Annotated in this window: 14 protein-coding genes; 7 read left to right on the top strand and 7 right to left on the bottom strand. The window is 37.3% G+C overall.

Going from position 1 to position 15,982, the window contains the following annotated elements:
- The first annotated feature begins 47 nt into the window (after positions 1–47).
- From N3A72_04205 to N3A72_04195, 3 genes are all read left to right on the top strand, one after another.
- Complete coding sequence (locus tag N3A72_04205; GenBank protein ID MCX7918811.1) at positions 48–1,796, top strand: ABC transporter ATP-binding protein/permease; 1,749 nt, start codon at positions 48–50, stop codon at positions 1,794–1,796.
- Positions 1,797–1,904: 108 nt separating this feature from the next.
- Positions 1,905–3,026: a branched-chain amino acid ABC transporter substrate-binding protein gene (locus tag N3A72_04200; GenBank protein ID MCX7918810.1), complete on the top strand. Its 1,122-nt coding sequence runs from the start codon at positions 1,905–1,907 to the stop codon at positions 3,024–3,026.
- Positions 3,027–3,124: 98 nt separating this feature from the next.
- A complete protein-coding gene (locus N3A72_04195; protein MCX7918809.1) occupies positions 3,125–4,816 on the top strand; it encodes a 6-pyruvoyl-tetrahydropterin synthase-related protein in 1,692 nt (563 codons plus the stop codon).
- A gap of 105 nt (positions 4,817–4,921) precedes the next feature.
- On the opposite strand, the gene gpmI is transcribed toward N3A72_04195, so the two are convergent.
- The 7 genes from gpmI to N3A72_04160 form a co-directional block, all read right to left on the bottom strand.
- A complete protein-coding gene (gene gpmI, locus N3A72_04190) occupies positions 4,922–6,469 on the bottom strand; it encodes a 2,3-bisphosphoglycerate-independent phosphoglycerate mutase (protein ID MCX7918808.1) in 1,548 nt (515 codons plus the stop codon).
- Between the two features lie 103 nt (positions 6,470–6,572).
- Complete coding sequence (gene hprK / locus N3A72_04185) at positions 6,573–7,514, bottom strand: HPr(Ser) kinase/phosphatase (protein ID MCX7918807.1); 942 nt, start codon at positions 7,512–7,514, stop codon at positions 6,573–6,575.
- Between the two features lie 137 nt (positions 7,515–7,651).
- Complete coding sequence (raiA, locus tag N3A72_04180) at positions 7,652–8,197, bottom strand: ribosome-associated translation inhibitor RaiA (protein MCX7918806.1); 546 nt, start codon at positions 8,195–8,197, stop codon at positions 7,652–7,654.
- Positions 8,198–8,220: 23 nt separating this feature from the next.
- Complete coding sequence (lptB, locus tag N3A72_04175; GenBank protein MCX7918805.1) at positions 8,221–8,943, bottom strand: LPS export ABC transporter ATP-binding protein; 723 nt, start codon at positions 8,941–8,943, stop codon at positions 8,221–8,223.
- A 40-nt stretch (positions 8,944–8,983) separates the two neighbouring features.
- The gene (locus N3A72_04170) at positions 8,984–9,916 is read right to left on the bottom strand and encodes a polysaccharide deacetylase family protein (GenBank protein MCX7918804.1); all 933 of its coding nucleotides are present in this window, start codon (positions 9,914–9,916) and stop codon (positions 8,984–8,986) included.
- A gap of 89 nt (positions 9,917–10,005) precedes the next feature.
- Positions 10,006–10,251 carry a hypothetical protein gene (locus N3A72_04165; protein ID MCX7918803.1) on the bottom strand — a complete coding sequence of 82 codons (246 nt, stop codon included), beginning with the start codon at positions 10,249–10,251 and terminating at the stop codon, positions 10,006–10,008.
- A gap of 108 nt (positions 10,252–10,359) precedes the next feature.
- The gene (locus N3A72_04160; GenBank protein ID MCX7918802.1) at positions 10,360–11,190 is read right to left on the bottom strand and encodes an ABC transporter permease; all 831 of its coding nucleotides are present in this window, start codon (positions 11,188–11,190) and stop codon (positions 10,360–10,362) included.
- A 125-nt stretch (positions 11,191–11,315) separates the two neighbouring features.
- Here N3A72_04160 and aroB point away from each other — a divergent pair, with 125 nt between their 5' ends.
- The 4 genes from aroB (at position 11,316) to N3A72_04140 (ending at position 15,971) form a co-directional block, all read left to right on the top strand.
- Positions 11,316–12,431, top strand: coding sequence for a 3-dehydroquinate synthase (aroB, locus tag N3A72_04155; protein ID MCX7918801.1), 1,116 nt, complete (start codon positions 11,316–11,318; stop codon positions 12,429–12,431).
- 13 nt (positions 12,432–12,444) lie between these two features.
- Positions 12,445–12,933: a type II 3-dehydroquinate dehydratase gene (aroQ, locus tag N3A72_04150; GenBank protein MCX7918800.1), complete on the top strand. Its 489-nt coding sequence runs from the start codon at positions 12,445–12,447 to the stop codon at positions 12,931–12,933.
- Between the two features lie 114 nt (positions 12,934–13,047).
- Positions 13,048–14,265 carry a collagen-like protein gene (locus N3A72_04145; protein MCX7918799.1) on the top strand — a complete coding sequence of 406 codons (1,218 nt, stop codon included), beginning with the start codon at positions 13,048–13,050 and terminating at the stop codon, positions 14,263–14,265.
- Between the two features lie 158 nt (positions 14,266–14,423).
- On the top strand, positions 14,424–15,971 hold the full coding sequence (locus N3A72_04140) for an oligosaccharide flippase family protein (protein ID MCX7918798.1): 1,548 nt from the start codon (positions 14,424–14,426) through the stop codon (positions 15,969–15,971).
- Positions 15,972–15,982: the final 11 nt, after the last annotated feature.

The raw sequence follows: 15,982 nt of genomic DNA, 5'->3' as shown, positions 1-15,982 counted from the left end.
CGACGGATACAGTACACACCAAATTGGAATTTTGAATTTTCTCGAATATGACATATATCCTCCGTATCCTCAATCAAGCGCGTAAATATCAGCATAAAATGATTTTAGCGATATTAAGTATGCTGATATTAACCGCAGCGGAATTAGTGGCACCGTTAGTCGTTCGACAACTTGTTGCGATAATTCAGAAACTGGAATCGCTCGGTCAATCCGGCTGGGGAATGATAAATCAACTCGCTTTGCTCGCACTCGGATTATATATCCTGCGGGCGCTTGCCAGTTTCGGTAACGTTTTTCTAGCGCATCAGGTTGGTTGGGGCACGTTATCCGATATTCGCGTTCAACTATATGAACATTTGCAAAAACTTTCGTTACGATATTATCATGACCGACAGACAGGACAAATTACTACGCGAATGATTAGCGACCTTGCAATGATTGAAGAGCTAATCTCCCATGCGATTCCGGATATCATTACTTCAATTATTCTCTTCATCGGAGCGACATCAATACTATTCTGGCTTGATTGGCGACTAGCATTAGTCACCTTGATTCCAATACCGATCCTTGTATATCTGGTTCGAAATTATGGGAAAAAAGTCCATACCGCATATCATGCTGCTCAACAGAAACTTGCTGAAATCGGCGCAAAAATGCAGGATAATCTCTCCGGCATTTCGGTTATCCAATCGTTTAATCGGGAGGAATACGAATTAGAACGGTTCGAAGAGAAAAGCATTGCCCATTATCAGTCAACGATGAAAACGATTTGGTTTCTTGCCACTCGATTCCCGCTGGTTGAACTTACTGGAAGTATTGGTATGATTCTCGTTATTTGGTACGGTGGAAAACTCGCGTTACTCGGACAATTATCTATTGCCAATCTGGTTGCCTTCTTTTTATACCTGCAATATTTTTATCGGCCAATACTCCAACTTGGGCGAGTAGTTGACACGGTCCAACGAGCGGCAGTTGGTGGAAAACGAATCTATGAAATCATTGATACTGAACCTGATATTAAGGATACTAAACATGCACAAAAACCGAAATTGACCAAACATGATATCGAATTCCATAACGTCACCTTTGCTTATAAACCCGGATTTCCGGTCCTTTTGCATGCATCGTTTCGAATTGAAGACGGAGAGACCGTAGCGCTGGTTGGTTCTAGCGGTGCTGGAAAAACTACCATTATCAATCTTATCCCACGATTCTACGACCCGAATGAAGGAAAAATCACATTATCCGGTTATGATTTACGGGATTTATCAGTTAGTTATCTGCGGTCAAAAATCGCTCTGGTCTTGCAGGAGGTATTTCTATTCACTGGAACGGTTAAAGAAAATATTGCATATGGTAATTTAAAAGCCACTGAAGCAGAAATCATCGCCGCTGCGAAAGCAGCGCATGCACATGAATTCATTTTAGAGTTACCCCAGCAATATGATACGGTAATTGGTGAACGTGGAGTTAAACTTTCCGGTGGGCAGAAACAGCGGATTTCGATTGCGCGTGCTATTCTAAAAAATGCGCCGATTCTGATACTCGACGAAGCGACGTCATCGGTTGATTCTGAAACGGAACTATTAATCCAAGATGCGTTAAAAAATCTTACCGCAAATCGAACTAGTATCATTATTGCGCATCGGTTATCAACCATCCAGCATGCGGATAAGATTATTGTACTTGAAGATGGGACAGTTGCGGAAATAGGAACCCATCAAGAACTTCTCGATGCAAACGGTATCTATTCGAGACTCTATAATCTACAATATAGATTAAGCCCAATATTCTAGGAAATAAATAAGCTAAGGGAAAAGGAAATTAGAGCAAATTAAGAAAATAATGATATAATTTTCTACAGTTGCATATAACCCTAAAATTCACTCAAGGAGGTGAAAAATGTGAAAAATAATATTATTGTAATAGGTTTCATTGTTCTTATCGGATTATTCTTTTTCAGTTGCGCACAGCAGCAAACAAATGTTATTCGAATTGGATTCGCTGCACCCTTAACTGGTGACCAAGCAGAAATTGGGATTGATATGAAAAATGGAGTATTAATGGCGATAGAAGAAGCGAATGCTGCTGGTGGTGTTCTGGGGAAAAAACTCGAACTTGTTCCGATGGATGATAAACATGACCCGAAAGAAGCAGTTGCCGTTGCGCAAAAACTCATCACTGACCCAACAGTGGTAGCGGTTGTTGGCCATTTAAACAGTAACTGTTCTATTCCTGCGTCGAAAAAGTATCATGAAGCGCAACTGGCAATGATAACGCCATCATCAACGAATCCGGAATTGACGTTACAGGGATACCCTGAAATATTTCGCATGTGTGCAACGGATTCATTCCAAGGTCCGTTCGGTGCGGAATTCGCAATTAAAGAACTCGGGAAAAAGAGAATTGCTATCCTGCATGATAAAAGTCAGTATGGTCAGGGGTTAGCTGAAGAATTCCGTAAAGGAGTTCATCAATTAGGATTAAAAGAAATCTTATTTGAAGGAATAACGCAAGGAGACCGTGATTTTACGGCAATATTAACCAAGATTAAATCCAAAAATCCGGATCTGGTTTATTTTGGTGGCATGTATCCGGAAGCGGGATTACTTGCAAAACAAATGAAAGAACTTGGTATGCAAACCCAATTTATGGGCGGCGATGGATTATATGTTCCTGGATTTCTTGATATCGCTGGAAAAGCAGCAGAAGGAACAATTATAACGTTTTCAGTTCCATCTTGGGATAAAGTCGAAACGGCAAAACAGTTTATCAATAAATTTACTGCTAAATATGGTGCCATAAAAACCTACGCACCCTTTGCATACGATGCAGCGAATATCATTATTGACGCAATAAAACGCGCTGGAACAACCGACCGAGCAGCGGTAGTTAAAGCAATTCGTGAAACGAAAGATTTCAATGGCGTAGTCGGAATAACTAATTTCGATGAACATGGTGATACCACCAATAAAGCTATGTATGTTTATATCGTAAAAGAAGGGAAATTCGTCCAAATTAAATAAAAAATAAACCACAGATGACTCAGAGCACGACCTACACAGTATCCAAATAAATGGGCAAATTCTGGGCAATCTGTGGTTTTTATTTCTAGGATAAAACAATGCGGTGGGTTCTTATCATTATCGGATTTAGCTTCGTCGTTATTATCCCATTACTACTTCCTGGATTTATCTTGACTCATGATATGTATTTTCCGTTATTTCGGCTCTATGGAATAGAACAATGTTTTAACGAAGGACAAATTCCACCGCGCTGGGTTTCTTCATTTGCACTTGGATATGGTTATCCGTTTTTTAATTTTTATGCTCCACTTGCATATTACATAGCTTATTTACTCTATCTCGCGGGATTGGGCTATGTGTATTCGATCCATGCAACTGTTATACTCGGATTTCTGCTTGGCGGTATTGGCGTTTATTTCTGGGTGAAAGAAATTCTCCACAATAACCTTGCTGGATTAGTTGCTGCTATCGTTTATGTTTATTTCCCTTATCATCTGGTACAGGTTTATGTCCGTGGAGATATTTCTGAATTCATTGCGACTGCATTTTTCCCTTGGGTCTTATTCTTCTTTTATAAATTATGGCAAGGGAACACAAAGTTCACTCCGTGGTATCTGCTTAGTGCAAGTTTATCTTATGCAGCAGTCATCCTAAGCCATAACATTATGGCTATGGTCTTTACTGCATTTCTGCTCGTTTATATTATTTTTCTCATTTTTACAAAGGGAAAAAAATTCCTAACACCTACTACTTACTGCTTACTAGGGTTATTATTTGGTTTAGGTTTTAGCGCCTATTTCTGGCTTCCAGCATTAGCAGAAAAACAATTCGTTTCAGTTGAAAATCTGGTTACCGCTGCGGATTATCGCAACCACTTTGTTTCGTTAGTTGACCTAGTCAATCCCCGTTGGGGATGGGGAGGCAGCGAACCCGGTGCAATTAATCGAATGTCGCTCCAACTCGGACTAGCCCCGATACTACTTTCATGTATCTCATTATTTTTTATATTGAATAACGCTAAGTTGGATTTATCGCTTGTCAAGAAACAATGGTATTGGTTCTCTTGGATATCACTACTCGGATTAATCTTTTTAATGTTACCGATAAGCAAATTCATTTGGGCGGTCATTCCCTTGATGAAATATATTTTATATCCTTGGCGATTATTAGCCTTAACCGCTTTACCATTAACATTATTAAGTGGTGCTACTATCGATATAATCCGGACGAAATATATATCGCCAAAATTGAGTGCTATGATAGCACTAATTATAACGATATTACTTTCGTCAATTTATTTACACCACCGTAGTATCCCGGTTCGTGAAACAGAGTTAACTCCGGAATTTATCTGGACTTGCGAATCAGTTCAAAAAAGTTACGGGACGACAATGAGCAATGAATATCTTCCGCAAACTGTCAATCGGATGCCGAATAGTTTTGCGGATAGTCCGATTTCAACTATTGCTGGGAAAATGGTTATTCAACCGCAAACGATTACCGGAACAAATCGTTCCTGGTTTATTATCGCGGAATCACCGAGCGTGGTTCGATTAAATACATTTTATTTTCCGGGATGGCAGGTTGAACTTGATGGGACTAAATATGCTTTTGAAACTGATAGTTATGGATTAATGCTTATCGCAATTTCATCTGGAAACCATCAAATCAATCAAGTTTTCACTCAAACTTCAATACGAAAAATTAGCCATTGCGTAAGTATATTTTCCCTCATAACTTTCTTCCTAGTTGCAATTATCCTGTTCAGTACAATCAAACCTAAATGTTAGAGCTCGATTTATCAAGTCCAGACGATATAATATCTGCCCAAAGTTAATAACTTACTCTATCCTTAAACTTAATTTCTAGAATGCACTCAAACACGAAGTCAAATACTATGCGGTAATCATCAGAGATTTTCCAGTCATTTCCTCAGGTTGTGGAAGTTGTAGGAGTTCTAATATTGTCGGTGCAATATCCGCTATGGTTCCATCATTACGGAGTTGAATTGGTTCTTGTAATCCGATAATGATAAAAGGCAACGGAGAATTTAATGCATGATTCGGTGGTTGGCGAATAGCGGAAATTTCTTCAGCACCTCCTAGTTCACTGGTTATGATAACAACTCCATATTGCGATAAAACAGAATTAACAACTATACCAATTTGTTCATCAACCGTTTCAACTGCTCTTTTAGTTGCAGATAAATCACCGGTATTCGCAACCAACGCCAGATTCGCATAATTGATTACAATAAAATCATACTTCCCCGACTGTATCTGAACTAATGCCGATTCCGTAATTTTACGCGCGCTCATTTCCGGTTTTAAAGCATACGTTTCGGTTTTCGGCGAATGTATCAGAATCCGATCTTCACCAGCGAATTTAGTCGGTCGCAATCCATTAAAAAAATAGGTTAGATGCGCAAACCGTTCGGTCTCACCGAGTCGGAGCTGGCTTAATCCATGGTTACTAATAACTTCACCGAGCGAGTTACATATCTCTTGTTTCGGGAAAACCGCTGGAACCAAATCTATAGTATCATAATGGGCTAAGGTTATATACTCTGCTTGCGGAACTTTTCCCCGCGCAAAATACGGAAACTCATCTGCAGTTAAACTGGTTAATAGTTGAATCAGTCGATCTCCTCGAAAATTGAACATTATCACCGTATCCCCATCTCGTATTCCAGATCCAGAATTCGAATCATTCGAGTTTCTAGGTCGGTTTTGAAATCGCTCGTTTATCACCTTTGGTAACATAAATTCATCATTCTCTTGCTGCTTATATGCATAACTGATAGCTCTCGATGCACTTGGAAACGCTAATCCTTTCCGTTCAACAAAAAGTTGATACGCTAACTGTGTACGTTCCCACTGCTGGTTCCTATCCATCGCATAATACCGACCTATTAGACTTACGATTTGTCCTATCCGTAATTCTTTCAATTTCATCTCAACCTCAGATAAATACTCTTTTCCGGTTTTACCCACAGTATCTCTACCATCAAGAATAGCATGGATATATACACTTTTCACTCCTATTTCTTTCGCTAACGTTAATATCGCATAAAGATGGTCTAGATGACTATGAATTCCGGCATCTGATATTAACCCAATACAATGGAGTCGGGTGTTTTCCTGTTTAACACGCTTAAACGCTGAAATTAATATCGGATTAGTATAAAAACTTCTCTCATGAATAGCATTATTGATTCTAACCAATTCAGAAGCGATAAATCTACCAGCACCTACATTGACATATGCCCATTCTGGTGTTCTCAGAACAGGTTCAGCAGGATTAGTTATTTGTGTTGCGGGATAACTCTTCAAAAACGCATTGAAATTGGGAATAGCAGCGCTCGCAATCGCATTATTAGGCTTATTCCTACCCATTCCCCACCCACTACAGATAATTAGAACTATTGGTTTATATCTTTTCATATCAACGAACGTGCGAATTAAGCGGATATAAAAACAGCGGGCATAATCAGACCCGCTATTATATTGTCATTCCAAACTACAAATCAAATTCCAAACAAATAGGCTATTCGTCTTTATGCTTCGTAATATTATCTATCAGCATTCGATCAAGGTCTTTGGCAGCATTATATCCCATACGTTTTAATCGTTGATCCATCGCTCCAACCTCAATCAGAATTGAGATATTTCGACTCGGCCGAACCGGAATCGTCAATAATGGTAACTCAACATTCAGGATTTCAATAGTTTTCTCAGATAACCCTGTTCGATCGTATTCTTTGTGGTCAGACCACTCTTCCAACTGGATAACTAAAGAAACACGTTTTCGCGTTCGAACTGCACTCACTCCGAAAAGATTTCGGATATTAATTATCCCTAATCCGCGAATTTCCATATGATACTTAATAATATCGGAACCATAACCCATCAGCACATTTCCAGCAATACGGTCAATATGTACAACATCATCTGCAACTAATCTATGTCCGCGATGGATTAACTCCAATGCCGTTTCACTTTTTCCGATCCCAGATGGGCCTAGTATTAATACGCCAACCCCATAAATATCTACTAGTACCCCATGCACGGTTGTATGCGGAGCAAATTTTACTTCCAAATAGTTTGAAAGTAAACTAATAAACCGAGTTGTTTGCAACTGGGTTCGAAAAATACAAGTTTGTTTCCGATTTCCTAATTCGATCAATTCTGATGGTGGCGCCAATCCGGTAGTTACAACAAAACATGGTGTTTTCTCATTAAATAAATGTTCAAATCTATCCCATCGGTCTTGTTCGGGTATGGTATTGATATAGGTAAGCTCAGTTAGTCCAATAACTTGAATGCGTTCATAGGCGAAATATTCGAGAAAACCGGATAAACCTAATTGTGGTCGGTGTAAATCTGAAGATGTGATTTTTTTATTTAATCCGGCTTCTCCAGCAACCAGTTCTAATTGTAATTCTTTTCCTTCTTCATCTAACAAATCCCGAACGGTTATCTCAGGCATAATTCACAAAATCAGAAATTCGAATATCGAAATACGAAACTACCAACTAAAACTCAAATCAGAACATAAAATAATACTCTAATTTTCTGTTTATCCCATCGTTGATTTTCGTTCCGAGATTCGAATTTACTGAAAAATTATTCTCGTTCAATTAATCCAAAATTACCGTCTTTCCGACGATAAATAACATTGAGTTCGTTCGTTTTATCATTGACAAAAACCAAAAATATTTGGTTGGTTAAATCTAATTGCATAGCTGCTTCATCAATAGACATTGGTTTTGACGCCAGCCGGCTTGATTTAATTATTTGCGGTTCGGTTTTTTCTGGTTCTAATTCTTCGGGCGTGATATAACTATAAACAAAGCCAACCTCTTTCTTATCATAAGTTCTCTTACGATGCCGTGTCAATCGCTCTTTATATTTCTGGAGTTTCCGCTCAAGTTTATCAACAACATTATCTATTGAAGCATAAATATCTGATGTTTCATCACTACTCGCGATGTTCAATCCATTTGCATCGATATTAACTTCGGCTATCTGTCGATGTTTTTCTCCAATTAAGGTTACTCGAACTTCTAAAATATGATTAAAATATTTCTCTAATCGTTTAATCTTCTTTTCAACATATTCTTTAATTGGTGCAGTTATCTCAATATGTCGGCCTGTAATAACAATCTGCATAATGGTTATGCTCCTTACCTAAGTTAAATATTAAACTTTTCTCCAAGGTATATTTCTCGTGCTTTTTCATCATTTATTAGCTCCTGCGCACTGCCTGAAACCAATACTTTCCCCTGATGAATAATATATGCACGGTCGGTTATAGCTAACGTATCTCGGACGTTATGGTCAGTAATCAGAATCCCAATCCCTCGCTGTTTTAAATCCTGAATCAAAGTCTGAATTTCAGCAACGGTGATCGGATCAACCCCTAGGAATGGTTCATCTAATAAAAAATATTTCGGTGAACCAAGTAAAGCTCGTGCAATTTCTAGACGACGTCGTTCTCCACCAGATAATGTTTCCGCTTTATTTTTCGCTACTTGCTCTAATCCGAGTTCTGCAAGTGACTCGTTTACTTTTTGTTTCCGTTCTGATACGGTTAAATTTGTATATTCTAAAATTGCTAATAGATTCTGTTCAACGGTTAATTTACGAAAAATTGATGGTTCTTGTGATAAAAACCCTAGCCCTGCCCGAGCTCGCCGATGTAATGGTAAATGCGTTATATCTTCATCTTGTAGTCGAACTAATCCAGAATCCGGTCTTATTATACCCATAATGATATGAAATGTGGTGGTTTTTCCGGCGCCATTCGGTCCAAGCAATCCAACTATCTGACCAGGTTGAACTTCTATATCAACGCCATCAACAACTCGCCGATTCCGATATGACTTCACTAATTGTTGCGCAGTTAAACCAGCCATGTTTTAAATGCAGACTTAACGCCTCAAGTCAAAGTTAAATCTAAGGATGTTCGGAGGTAAAATTTCGGATCGCAGACTGATTTTCAATCAGTTCCTTTGTCGATACTATCTGATATCTTGTAGATATATACTCAAGCATCTGATGAAATAAGATTAACCTAACTTTGAGCGGTTTACAAACCCATTTAATTTTTGGGATACGGTCGTCAACAAAATCATCAACCAAATCTACTCCGTGAAATACATAAATTAAAGGCAACCCTAATCGTGATATCTGATTTACTGCACTAGCGAAATATCGCCATCCAATCCGACTTGCAAAACTACTATGTATTGGCGTTCGAATATATGGATATACACTAACTGGTACTTCCCATAGCGATGAGTTTCCTTTTTTCCAAAAGCGATTTAAATCCGGATGATAAATCGTTTGTGGAGCCCTAGCATATTTAATTTTACCATAACTAGCTGAAGGTGAAAAATGGAGTAAGGCCATTCCTGATTCAACCCACCGAATCAACCATGACCAATGCGTCGGTAAAATCGAAGAATCATATTGATAGCCTAATTCTGTTAATACCATTAATGTTTCGGTATCAATTGCATAAGCGGGTGAGCGAAATCCCCTGACTATTTTCCCAGTTATCTTACGGAGAATTCTATCCGCGTTTAAAATCTCATTTCGCTTATCCGCTGTCGATAGTAAAGAAAAATTTAGAGGATGCGAATAACTATGATTAGCTATTTCATGTCCAGCATCAACCAATCGCTTCACCTGGTTGGCAACCTCAGGATTTTCTAAATCGCTACCGACAACAAAAAAAGTCGCATGAATATTATAGCTATGAAACAGTTCCAGAAATCGAAATATACTCTGGCTAAATACTATATCTGGATAATGCGCGACCTCAATTCGATGATATTTAAATATTGTCCAAATTCCATCAAGGTCTACTTGTATCGTAGCGAACATTCAAACTCCAGTAAAACAATGTTTCTTCCAAAGTACTGGGCGGGAAACTGATAGGCATTACTATCATTGATGTTACATTATCAAATTTTTTATTCTGGTCTCGCTTCTTCTTTACTTTCTTTTTTCCCAATAAGGTGTATCAACGCAAATGCAATAGTAAATAATAAACAAGTATCAGTAAAACGGAGAAACGCACTAGCAGTGATCCCAAATAACCAAGGAATATTGGCTGAACCACTCTCAAAGTAGAATAACCGCGCTATAATCCCGAGTAAAATAGAAACAAATGCTGCCCGTAAAAAAATTTTTGAAAACATCCCGCTTAATGATTCCATTAATTTCTCCCTCCCTTCTAAAAGGTAACCGAACCGAGAACTTGGTGAATGGACGAATAGGTAATAAAATCTTTTCCTCCGATTTTCAGAACAGCAATTTATCTTTTTCTATAGTTCATCAACGAATCGACTATCTAACGACCGGAATATAATGATACCAAACCATAATATTATCAAAGCGATTGCAAAAGTTATTCCTAAAAACCAAACCCATTCATTGAAGCTCGGCCCGAAAGTTGCCATAGTATTGTATTCATTACCCAGCAATGCTTTGCGATATCCAGTGATTAGGGGAACTAACGGATTCAATAAATAAAGGTTGTAGAATGGCTCAGACAAATGCTGCTTAGCTAAACTTATTGGGTAAAAGATTGGGGTTAAGTAAAACCACGCGGTCATTATGGCATCAAGAATTGCTGCCGTATCTCGAAAAAAAACGTTTATTGACGCGGTAATCAAACCCAGTCCAGTAATAAAAATGAAGTGAATCAGGAGAAGTAAAGGAAGCCAAAAAATAGACCATGATATTGGAACGCGAAAAATGATCAGGAAAATAAAGAGAATTATAAACGATAATAATAAATTTATTAATTCTGCAATTATGGCAGATAACGGAAATACTTCTCGCGGTAGTTTAACTTTTTTAATCAAATTTGCGTTGGCAATTAAAGAGTGCGTAGCATTATTGATACCGGTTACATGAAATCCCCAGGGTAATAATGCACATAGTAAATAGAGTGGATACACAACATTCATATCTATTTCAAAGCGGAACACCTTTGAAAAAACGATGGTGAGTATGACCATAGTAAACAAAGGACGAATTAAAGACCAGAGGAAACCCAGTGTCGCGACTTTATATCGTGCTTTTAAGTCGCGTTGCACTAAACTCCATAAGAGTTCACGATATACAATCATCTCCTGAATAAGCCGTAACATAATATATGAGTTCCGAAAATTTTCACCGATAATAAACTGAGGGCTAACCAATCATCGATATATCTAGTCTCACAATTAAATCTTTGGTATAATAAAATACTATCCTATAACTATTTTATAAGAGAATGCCTCGGTTAGCAAAAGAAAAAAATAAATTAGCATGCCGGCGGATTAAAGTTAAACTTGATAAACGTAGCTATTATATTCTGATACAGCCGGGAATTATCAATCTAGTCGGCGAACACCTTTTGCAATTTGGGTTCAGTAAAAGGATTGGTATTGTTACTAATCCTACTGTTGGCAAATATTATGTGGAACCAGTGGAATGTTCTTTATTACGTGCAGGATTTAAGCCGAAACTCTATTCAATTCCCGATGGTGAAGAATATAAAAATCTTGACGTTGTCCGTGACATATATACACGACTGGTACTCGATGAATTCGACCGAAATTCAGCACTTATTGCACTGGGGGGAGGAGTCATTGGCGATATAACTGGATTTGTTGCTGCAACGTATCTTCGTGGAATACCTTTTATTCAGATACCAACAACACTTCTTGCCCAAGTTGATAGTAGTGTCGGTGGGAAAGTCGGGGTAAATTTACCTTTAGGTAAAAATCTCATTGGCAGTTTCTATCAACCGAAGTTAGTTCTTACCGATCCGAACGTTTTATTTACATTACCTGAACGCGAATTTCGGGCTGGGTTAGCTGAAGTTGTTAAATATGGGGTTATTTACGATGCCGTTTTTTTCGCATGGCTAGAACGCAATATCTCAAACATAAAAAAACTTGATGCATCATGTCTAACGTATCTCATAACGCGATGTTGCCAAATTAAAGCCGAGGTCATTAGTCAAGACGAAACTGAACAGGGATTACGCGCTATTCTTAATTTCGGCCATACAATAGGGCATGCAATAGAAACGTTAACAAATTATACGCAATATCGACATGGAGAAGCAGTGGCTATAGGAATGGTTGCTGCCGGAAAATTGGCTCACAATTTATCGTTATTTGATAGACATCAGCTCCAACGATTACAAGATTTATTAGTTAATATTGGACTACCAATTCAGCTTCCCCACTTGGCAATATCCAAATTTTTAGATACAATATATCGAGATAAAAAAGTCCGTAACCAGAAATTACGAATGGTGTTGCCGAAAAAAATTGGTTTAGTTACTTTAGTTGATAATATTTCCGAAAACAAATTAAAAAAAATCATCCATCCGTTATAACATCTTTTATACAATGAAACGATATAATATTTTAGTAATCCACGGACCAAATCTACAGTTATTAGGACTCAGGGAAAAACAGATATATGGCACAGTTACAATTTCGGAAATAAATAAAGCACTAAAAAAATTAGCGCGTGAGAGTCATGCAGAATTAAAAATTATTCAAGCAAATGATGAGGGAACGATTGTCGATACCATTGATTCACTTGGACTTAATTGGGCAGATGGGATATTAATTAATCCGGCAGCTTATACACATACCAGCATCGCTATTCGGGATGCAATAGTCGCAACAAACCGACCTACCATAGAAATCCATTTATCGAATATTTATGCACGGGAATCGTTCCGACATAAATCGTATATAGCACCGGTTGCTGCTGGGCAAATATCAGGATTGGGATTGGACAGTTACCTATTCGGACTTCAGGCATTATTAAACATCCTATCGAAAAAGGAGAACCAAAAAATAAAAAATAAAAATAAACTTGATGTTTAACAATATTAAAATTAAATTTAATGTTGACAAATCGGTTAGATTGGAGTAAGTTATTATTACTATAAAGTATTTAGCAGAACATCATATTTTCCTTGGTTCTAATTCCAAAACTCTATGAAAATAGGTAAACGAGAAAAAATAGTTATTATTTTAATCAGCATGCTATTGGTCATAACGTTGATTCATTTTCTGTTATATCGTCCCCAATCAAATGCGCTATCCGAGGTAAATAAAAATTGGCAAGCTGCCGCTGCACAATATCAAGAATATTACAAATATGACCTTTCTCCAAAAGAATTAACTCTCATTAAAGATGAAGTTGATAGATTAGAATATAACTATGATTCCGCAAAACAATTGCTTCATATCAATCACAATTTTGATACCACTAGAGGTATTCAAGCGATTTTAGACGCATTACAAACCCTTAAACAAACCGAAAAAAGCGCAATAAAAACTACCGTAAAAGTTTTTGCGAATTGGAATATAACTGATGATGTTCCTGGACTAGACCCAAAACGTATTCCGGACTATCTCGATGACTTAAAAAGCAAAAAAGCAGTGTTACGCTTACCCAATCTCGACCCAACACTAAAACAAGAGTTTACAAGTAAATATTTCGAAATAAAACGGAAATTAGGATTTAATATGGTGGAATTGAACCAAATGCCACCGATAGTTTCCTATCTTAAACAATTAAAAATTTTTAATTTTATCAAATCTAATCTAGGCGATTATAAAATTTCAGAAAAAGAATTATTTGATTTACTAGAAATATCAACCGAGGATAAAAAAGATATTAAAAGCTATCTATTTATCTTACATAATGCTAATGAACTATTAAAACTCGCTATTGACTCAGAAGTAGAGAATGTAATGGCAATCAATTTATATAATGAAGAACCTATATATCGCGAATCGGAGAAACCAGCTGCACCAGCGCCAACGCAACCGCAACCAGGAGTATTCCCCGGGTTTCCTGGCGGACCAGCAGGCATTGAAGGACCAGCGTTACCGCCAGAATTAGCCGGACCTGGTGCTCCCGGTATGGGACCAGCTGGTGCTCGTGGACGATTCCCTGGGGGTTTTCCTGGATATGCTCCACAACAACCACAACAACCAACAACTCCTCAAGCTAAACCGATAGCTACTGCATGGCCCATTGAAATTAAGTTAAAAGCGAATAATCTAGCATTTAATAAATTTCTCTATGCAGTATCAAATATTCCAGCATTAGCTGAACTGAAGGAAATCGAAGTTCAAGCGAAAGAAGAAGGAAAAGTTGAGGTACGGTGCAAAATTTATTATTATACCGGATTTACCGCTATTTAATTTGCTTCAATTATCATAAATTTCTACCTAATCAATTTCCCATACACTGATTCCCAAAAGATTATCAACCGCATAAGAATATTCCATTACTCTATTTTATTATTACTAATTTAGGGTAAAATTACCATTAATACAATTTAATTATACTATCGTCTATTATGGTTTTAGATACTAAACGAATTATCGTTCGTAATTCATTTTATACGGTGCTAAACGACATTATTAATATCCCGCTAAAACTGATTTTAATCAGTTATATGATTCGGCAACTCGGATTAGCCGAATACGGTATTTGGTCGTTACTCGGTGTTCTTGGCGGGCAAATCGCCCAGATGTCGTTAAGTGTTCCGCAAGGAATAATAAAGTATGTTCCGGAATACTATGCTAAAAAACAATACGCTAGAATCAATCAGTTACTGTCTTCTGCTGTTATTCTTTATTTCCTCCTAGGATTGATAGTTTTCGGTATCGCAATCATCGCCCAGACCTGGATATATACTGATTTATTTCATATTTCTTCAACCCAATATGGTTATTATACTTTTGTTTTCTGGGGAGCTGTCCTTGTTTTTATCGGAAACCAGATTTTTGGTATATTTCCCTCACTGCTAAACGGACTTCAACGGATGGATATCGTTTCAAAAATCAGTATGGTATCTAATATTGCTGAAGTTATCCTATCATTAATCGTATTATATCTCGGTTGGGGATTGTTTGGGTTAGTCGGATTAATGGTAGTTGTTGATAGTTTAACTATTTTAATCTATATCATTTTTGCAAAATATTTATTTAAACCATTGCAGATACGATTGTCACTATTTGATTTGGTAGAATTAAAAAAGATATTAAAATATAGTTTACAACTGCAGGTTTCCGGAATTGCCAGTCAAGTGGTAGTTGATTTACCAAAAGTATTTATCAGTTATTATCTTGGCACCGCAGCGACTGGGATTTATGATGTTGCCTTGAAAGTAGTGGCGATACTCAGGAAATTATTGATGCGATTAATTAGTCCGATTATGCCAACCGCATCGGAATTGTTTGCATTGCAAGAAAATACAATGATTCGACGGCTATTTCAACAATCGTTACGGTATTTATATCTTGTGGGATTTCCGTTATTTGCTTTCATCTTTGCTTTTGCGAGAGAACTCGTTCATTTCTGGTTAGGAGCAGGAGTTGACATAACTATAGCGGCATCAACCATGCGGTGGTTAGCTGTGTGTTTCTGGTTAAATCTCACTGTAATACCTGCAGCATACCTGCTAAACGGAATAGGAAAACCGAAATACGGAATGTATAGTGCAGTATTGACATTAATCTTGATGGTTTTCCTCACGCCATATGCAATCTATTTTTTAAAATATACCGGTGCGGTTATCGCAGTTTTTCTTTCTTGGGGATTGAGCGCAATTGTATTACATTATAACTTCTTCCAGACCATGAAATTTTCTTTACGCGCCATACCTATAAAACCAACAGTTTATTATCCGTTGCAAATTATTATAGTTACTGGTATATGTTATTTTATAAATCGTTTATTACCAATGCAATTAAGCTTTTTTATTCCGATTATTTTTGTTACTTTTATTGGCTATTCTTTTCTTTTATTCTGGTGTAAATATATTGAATTATATGATGTTGAATTGATACAACCTTATATACCGAATCGGTTGTTTCTCATCTTACGTCGAATGGTAACGTAAAAATCGGTACA

The organism is bacterium, assembly GCA_026416715.1.
In the GTDB taxonomy this organism is placed as follows: Bacteria; UBP4; UBA4092; order JAOAEQ01; family JAOAEQ01; genus JAOAEQ01.
The sequence above is the reverse complement of the archived record's forward strand: the minus strand, read 5'-3'. Positions and strand labels throughout refer to the sequence as shown.

Coding starts and splice junctions, on each gene's coding strand:
- N3A72_04205 (MCX7918811.1), top strand. CDS start 48: ATGACATATATCCTCCGTATCCTCAATCAAGCGCGTAAATATCAGCAT.
- N3A72_04195 (MCX7918809.1), top strand. CDS start 3,125: ATGCGGTGGGTTCTTATCATTATCGGATTTAGCTTCGTCGTTATTATC.
- gpmI (MCX7918808.1), bottom strand. CDS start 6,469: ATGAAAAGATATAAACCAATAGTTCTAATTATCTGTAGTGGGTGGGGA.
- hprK (MCX7918807.1), bottom strand. CDS start 7,514: ATGCCTGAGATAACCGTTCGGGATTTGTTAGATGAAGAAGGAAAAGAA.
- raiA (MCX7918806.1), bottom strand. CDS start 8,197: ATGCAGATTGTTATTACAGGCCGACATATTGAGATAACTGCACCAATT.
- lptB (MCX7918805.1), bottom strand. CDS start 8,943: ATGGCTGGTTTAACTGCGCAACAATTAGTGAAGTCATATCGGAATCGG.
- N3A72_04170 (MCX7918804.1), bottom strand. CDS start 9,916: ATGTTCGCTACGATACAAGTAGACCTTGATGGAATTTGGACAATATTT.
- N3A72_04165 (MCX7918803.1), bottom strand. CDS start 10,251: ATGGAATCATTAAGCGGGATGTTTTCAAAAATTTTTTTACGGGCAGCA.
- N3A72_04160 (MCX7918802.1), bottom strand. CDS start 11,190: ATGTTACGGCTTATTCAGGAGATGATTGTATATCGTGAACTCTTATGG.
- aroB (MCX7918801.1), top strand. CDS start 11,316: ATGCCTCGGTTAGCAAAAGAAAAAAATAAATTAGCATGCCGGCGGATT.
- aroQ (MCX7918800.1), top strand. CDS start 12,445: ATGAAACGATATAATATTTTAGTAATCCACGGACCAAATCTACAGTTA.
- N3A72_04145 (MCX7918799.1), top strand. CDS start 13,048: ATGAAAATAGGTAAACGAGAAAAAATAGTTATTATTTTAATCAGCATG.
- N3A72_04140 (MCX7918798.1), top strand. CDS start 14,424: ATGGTTTTAGATACTAAACGAATTATCGTTCGTAATTCATTTTATACG.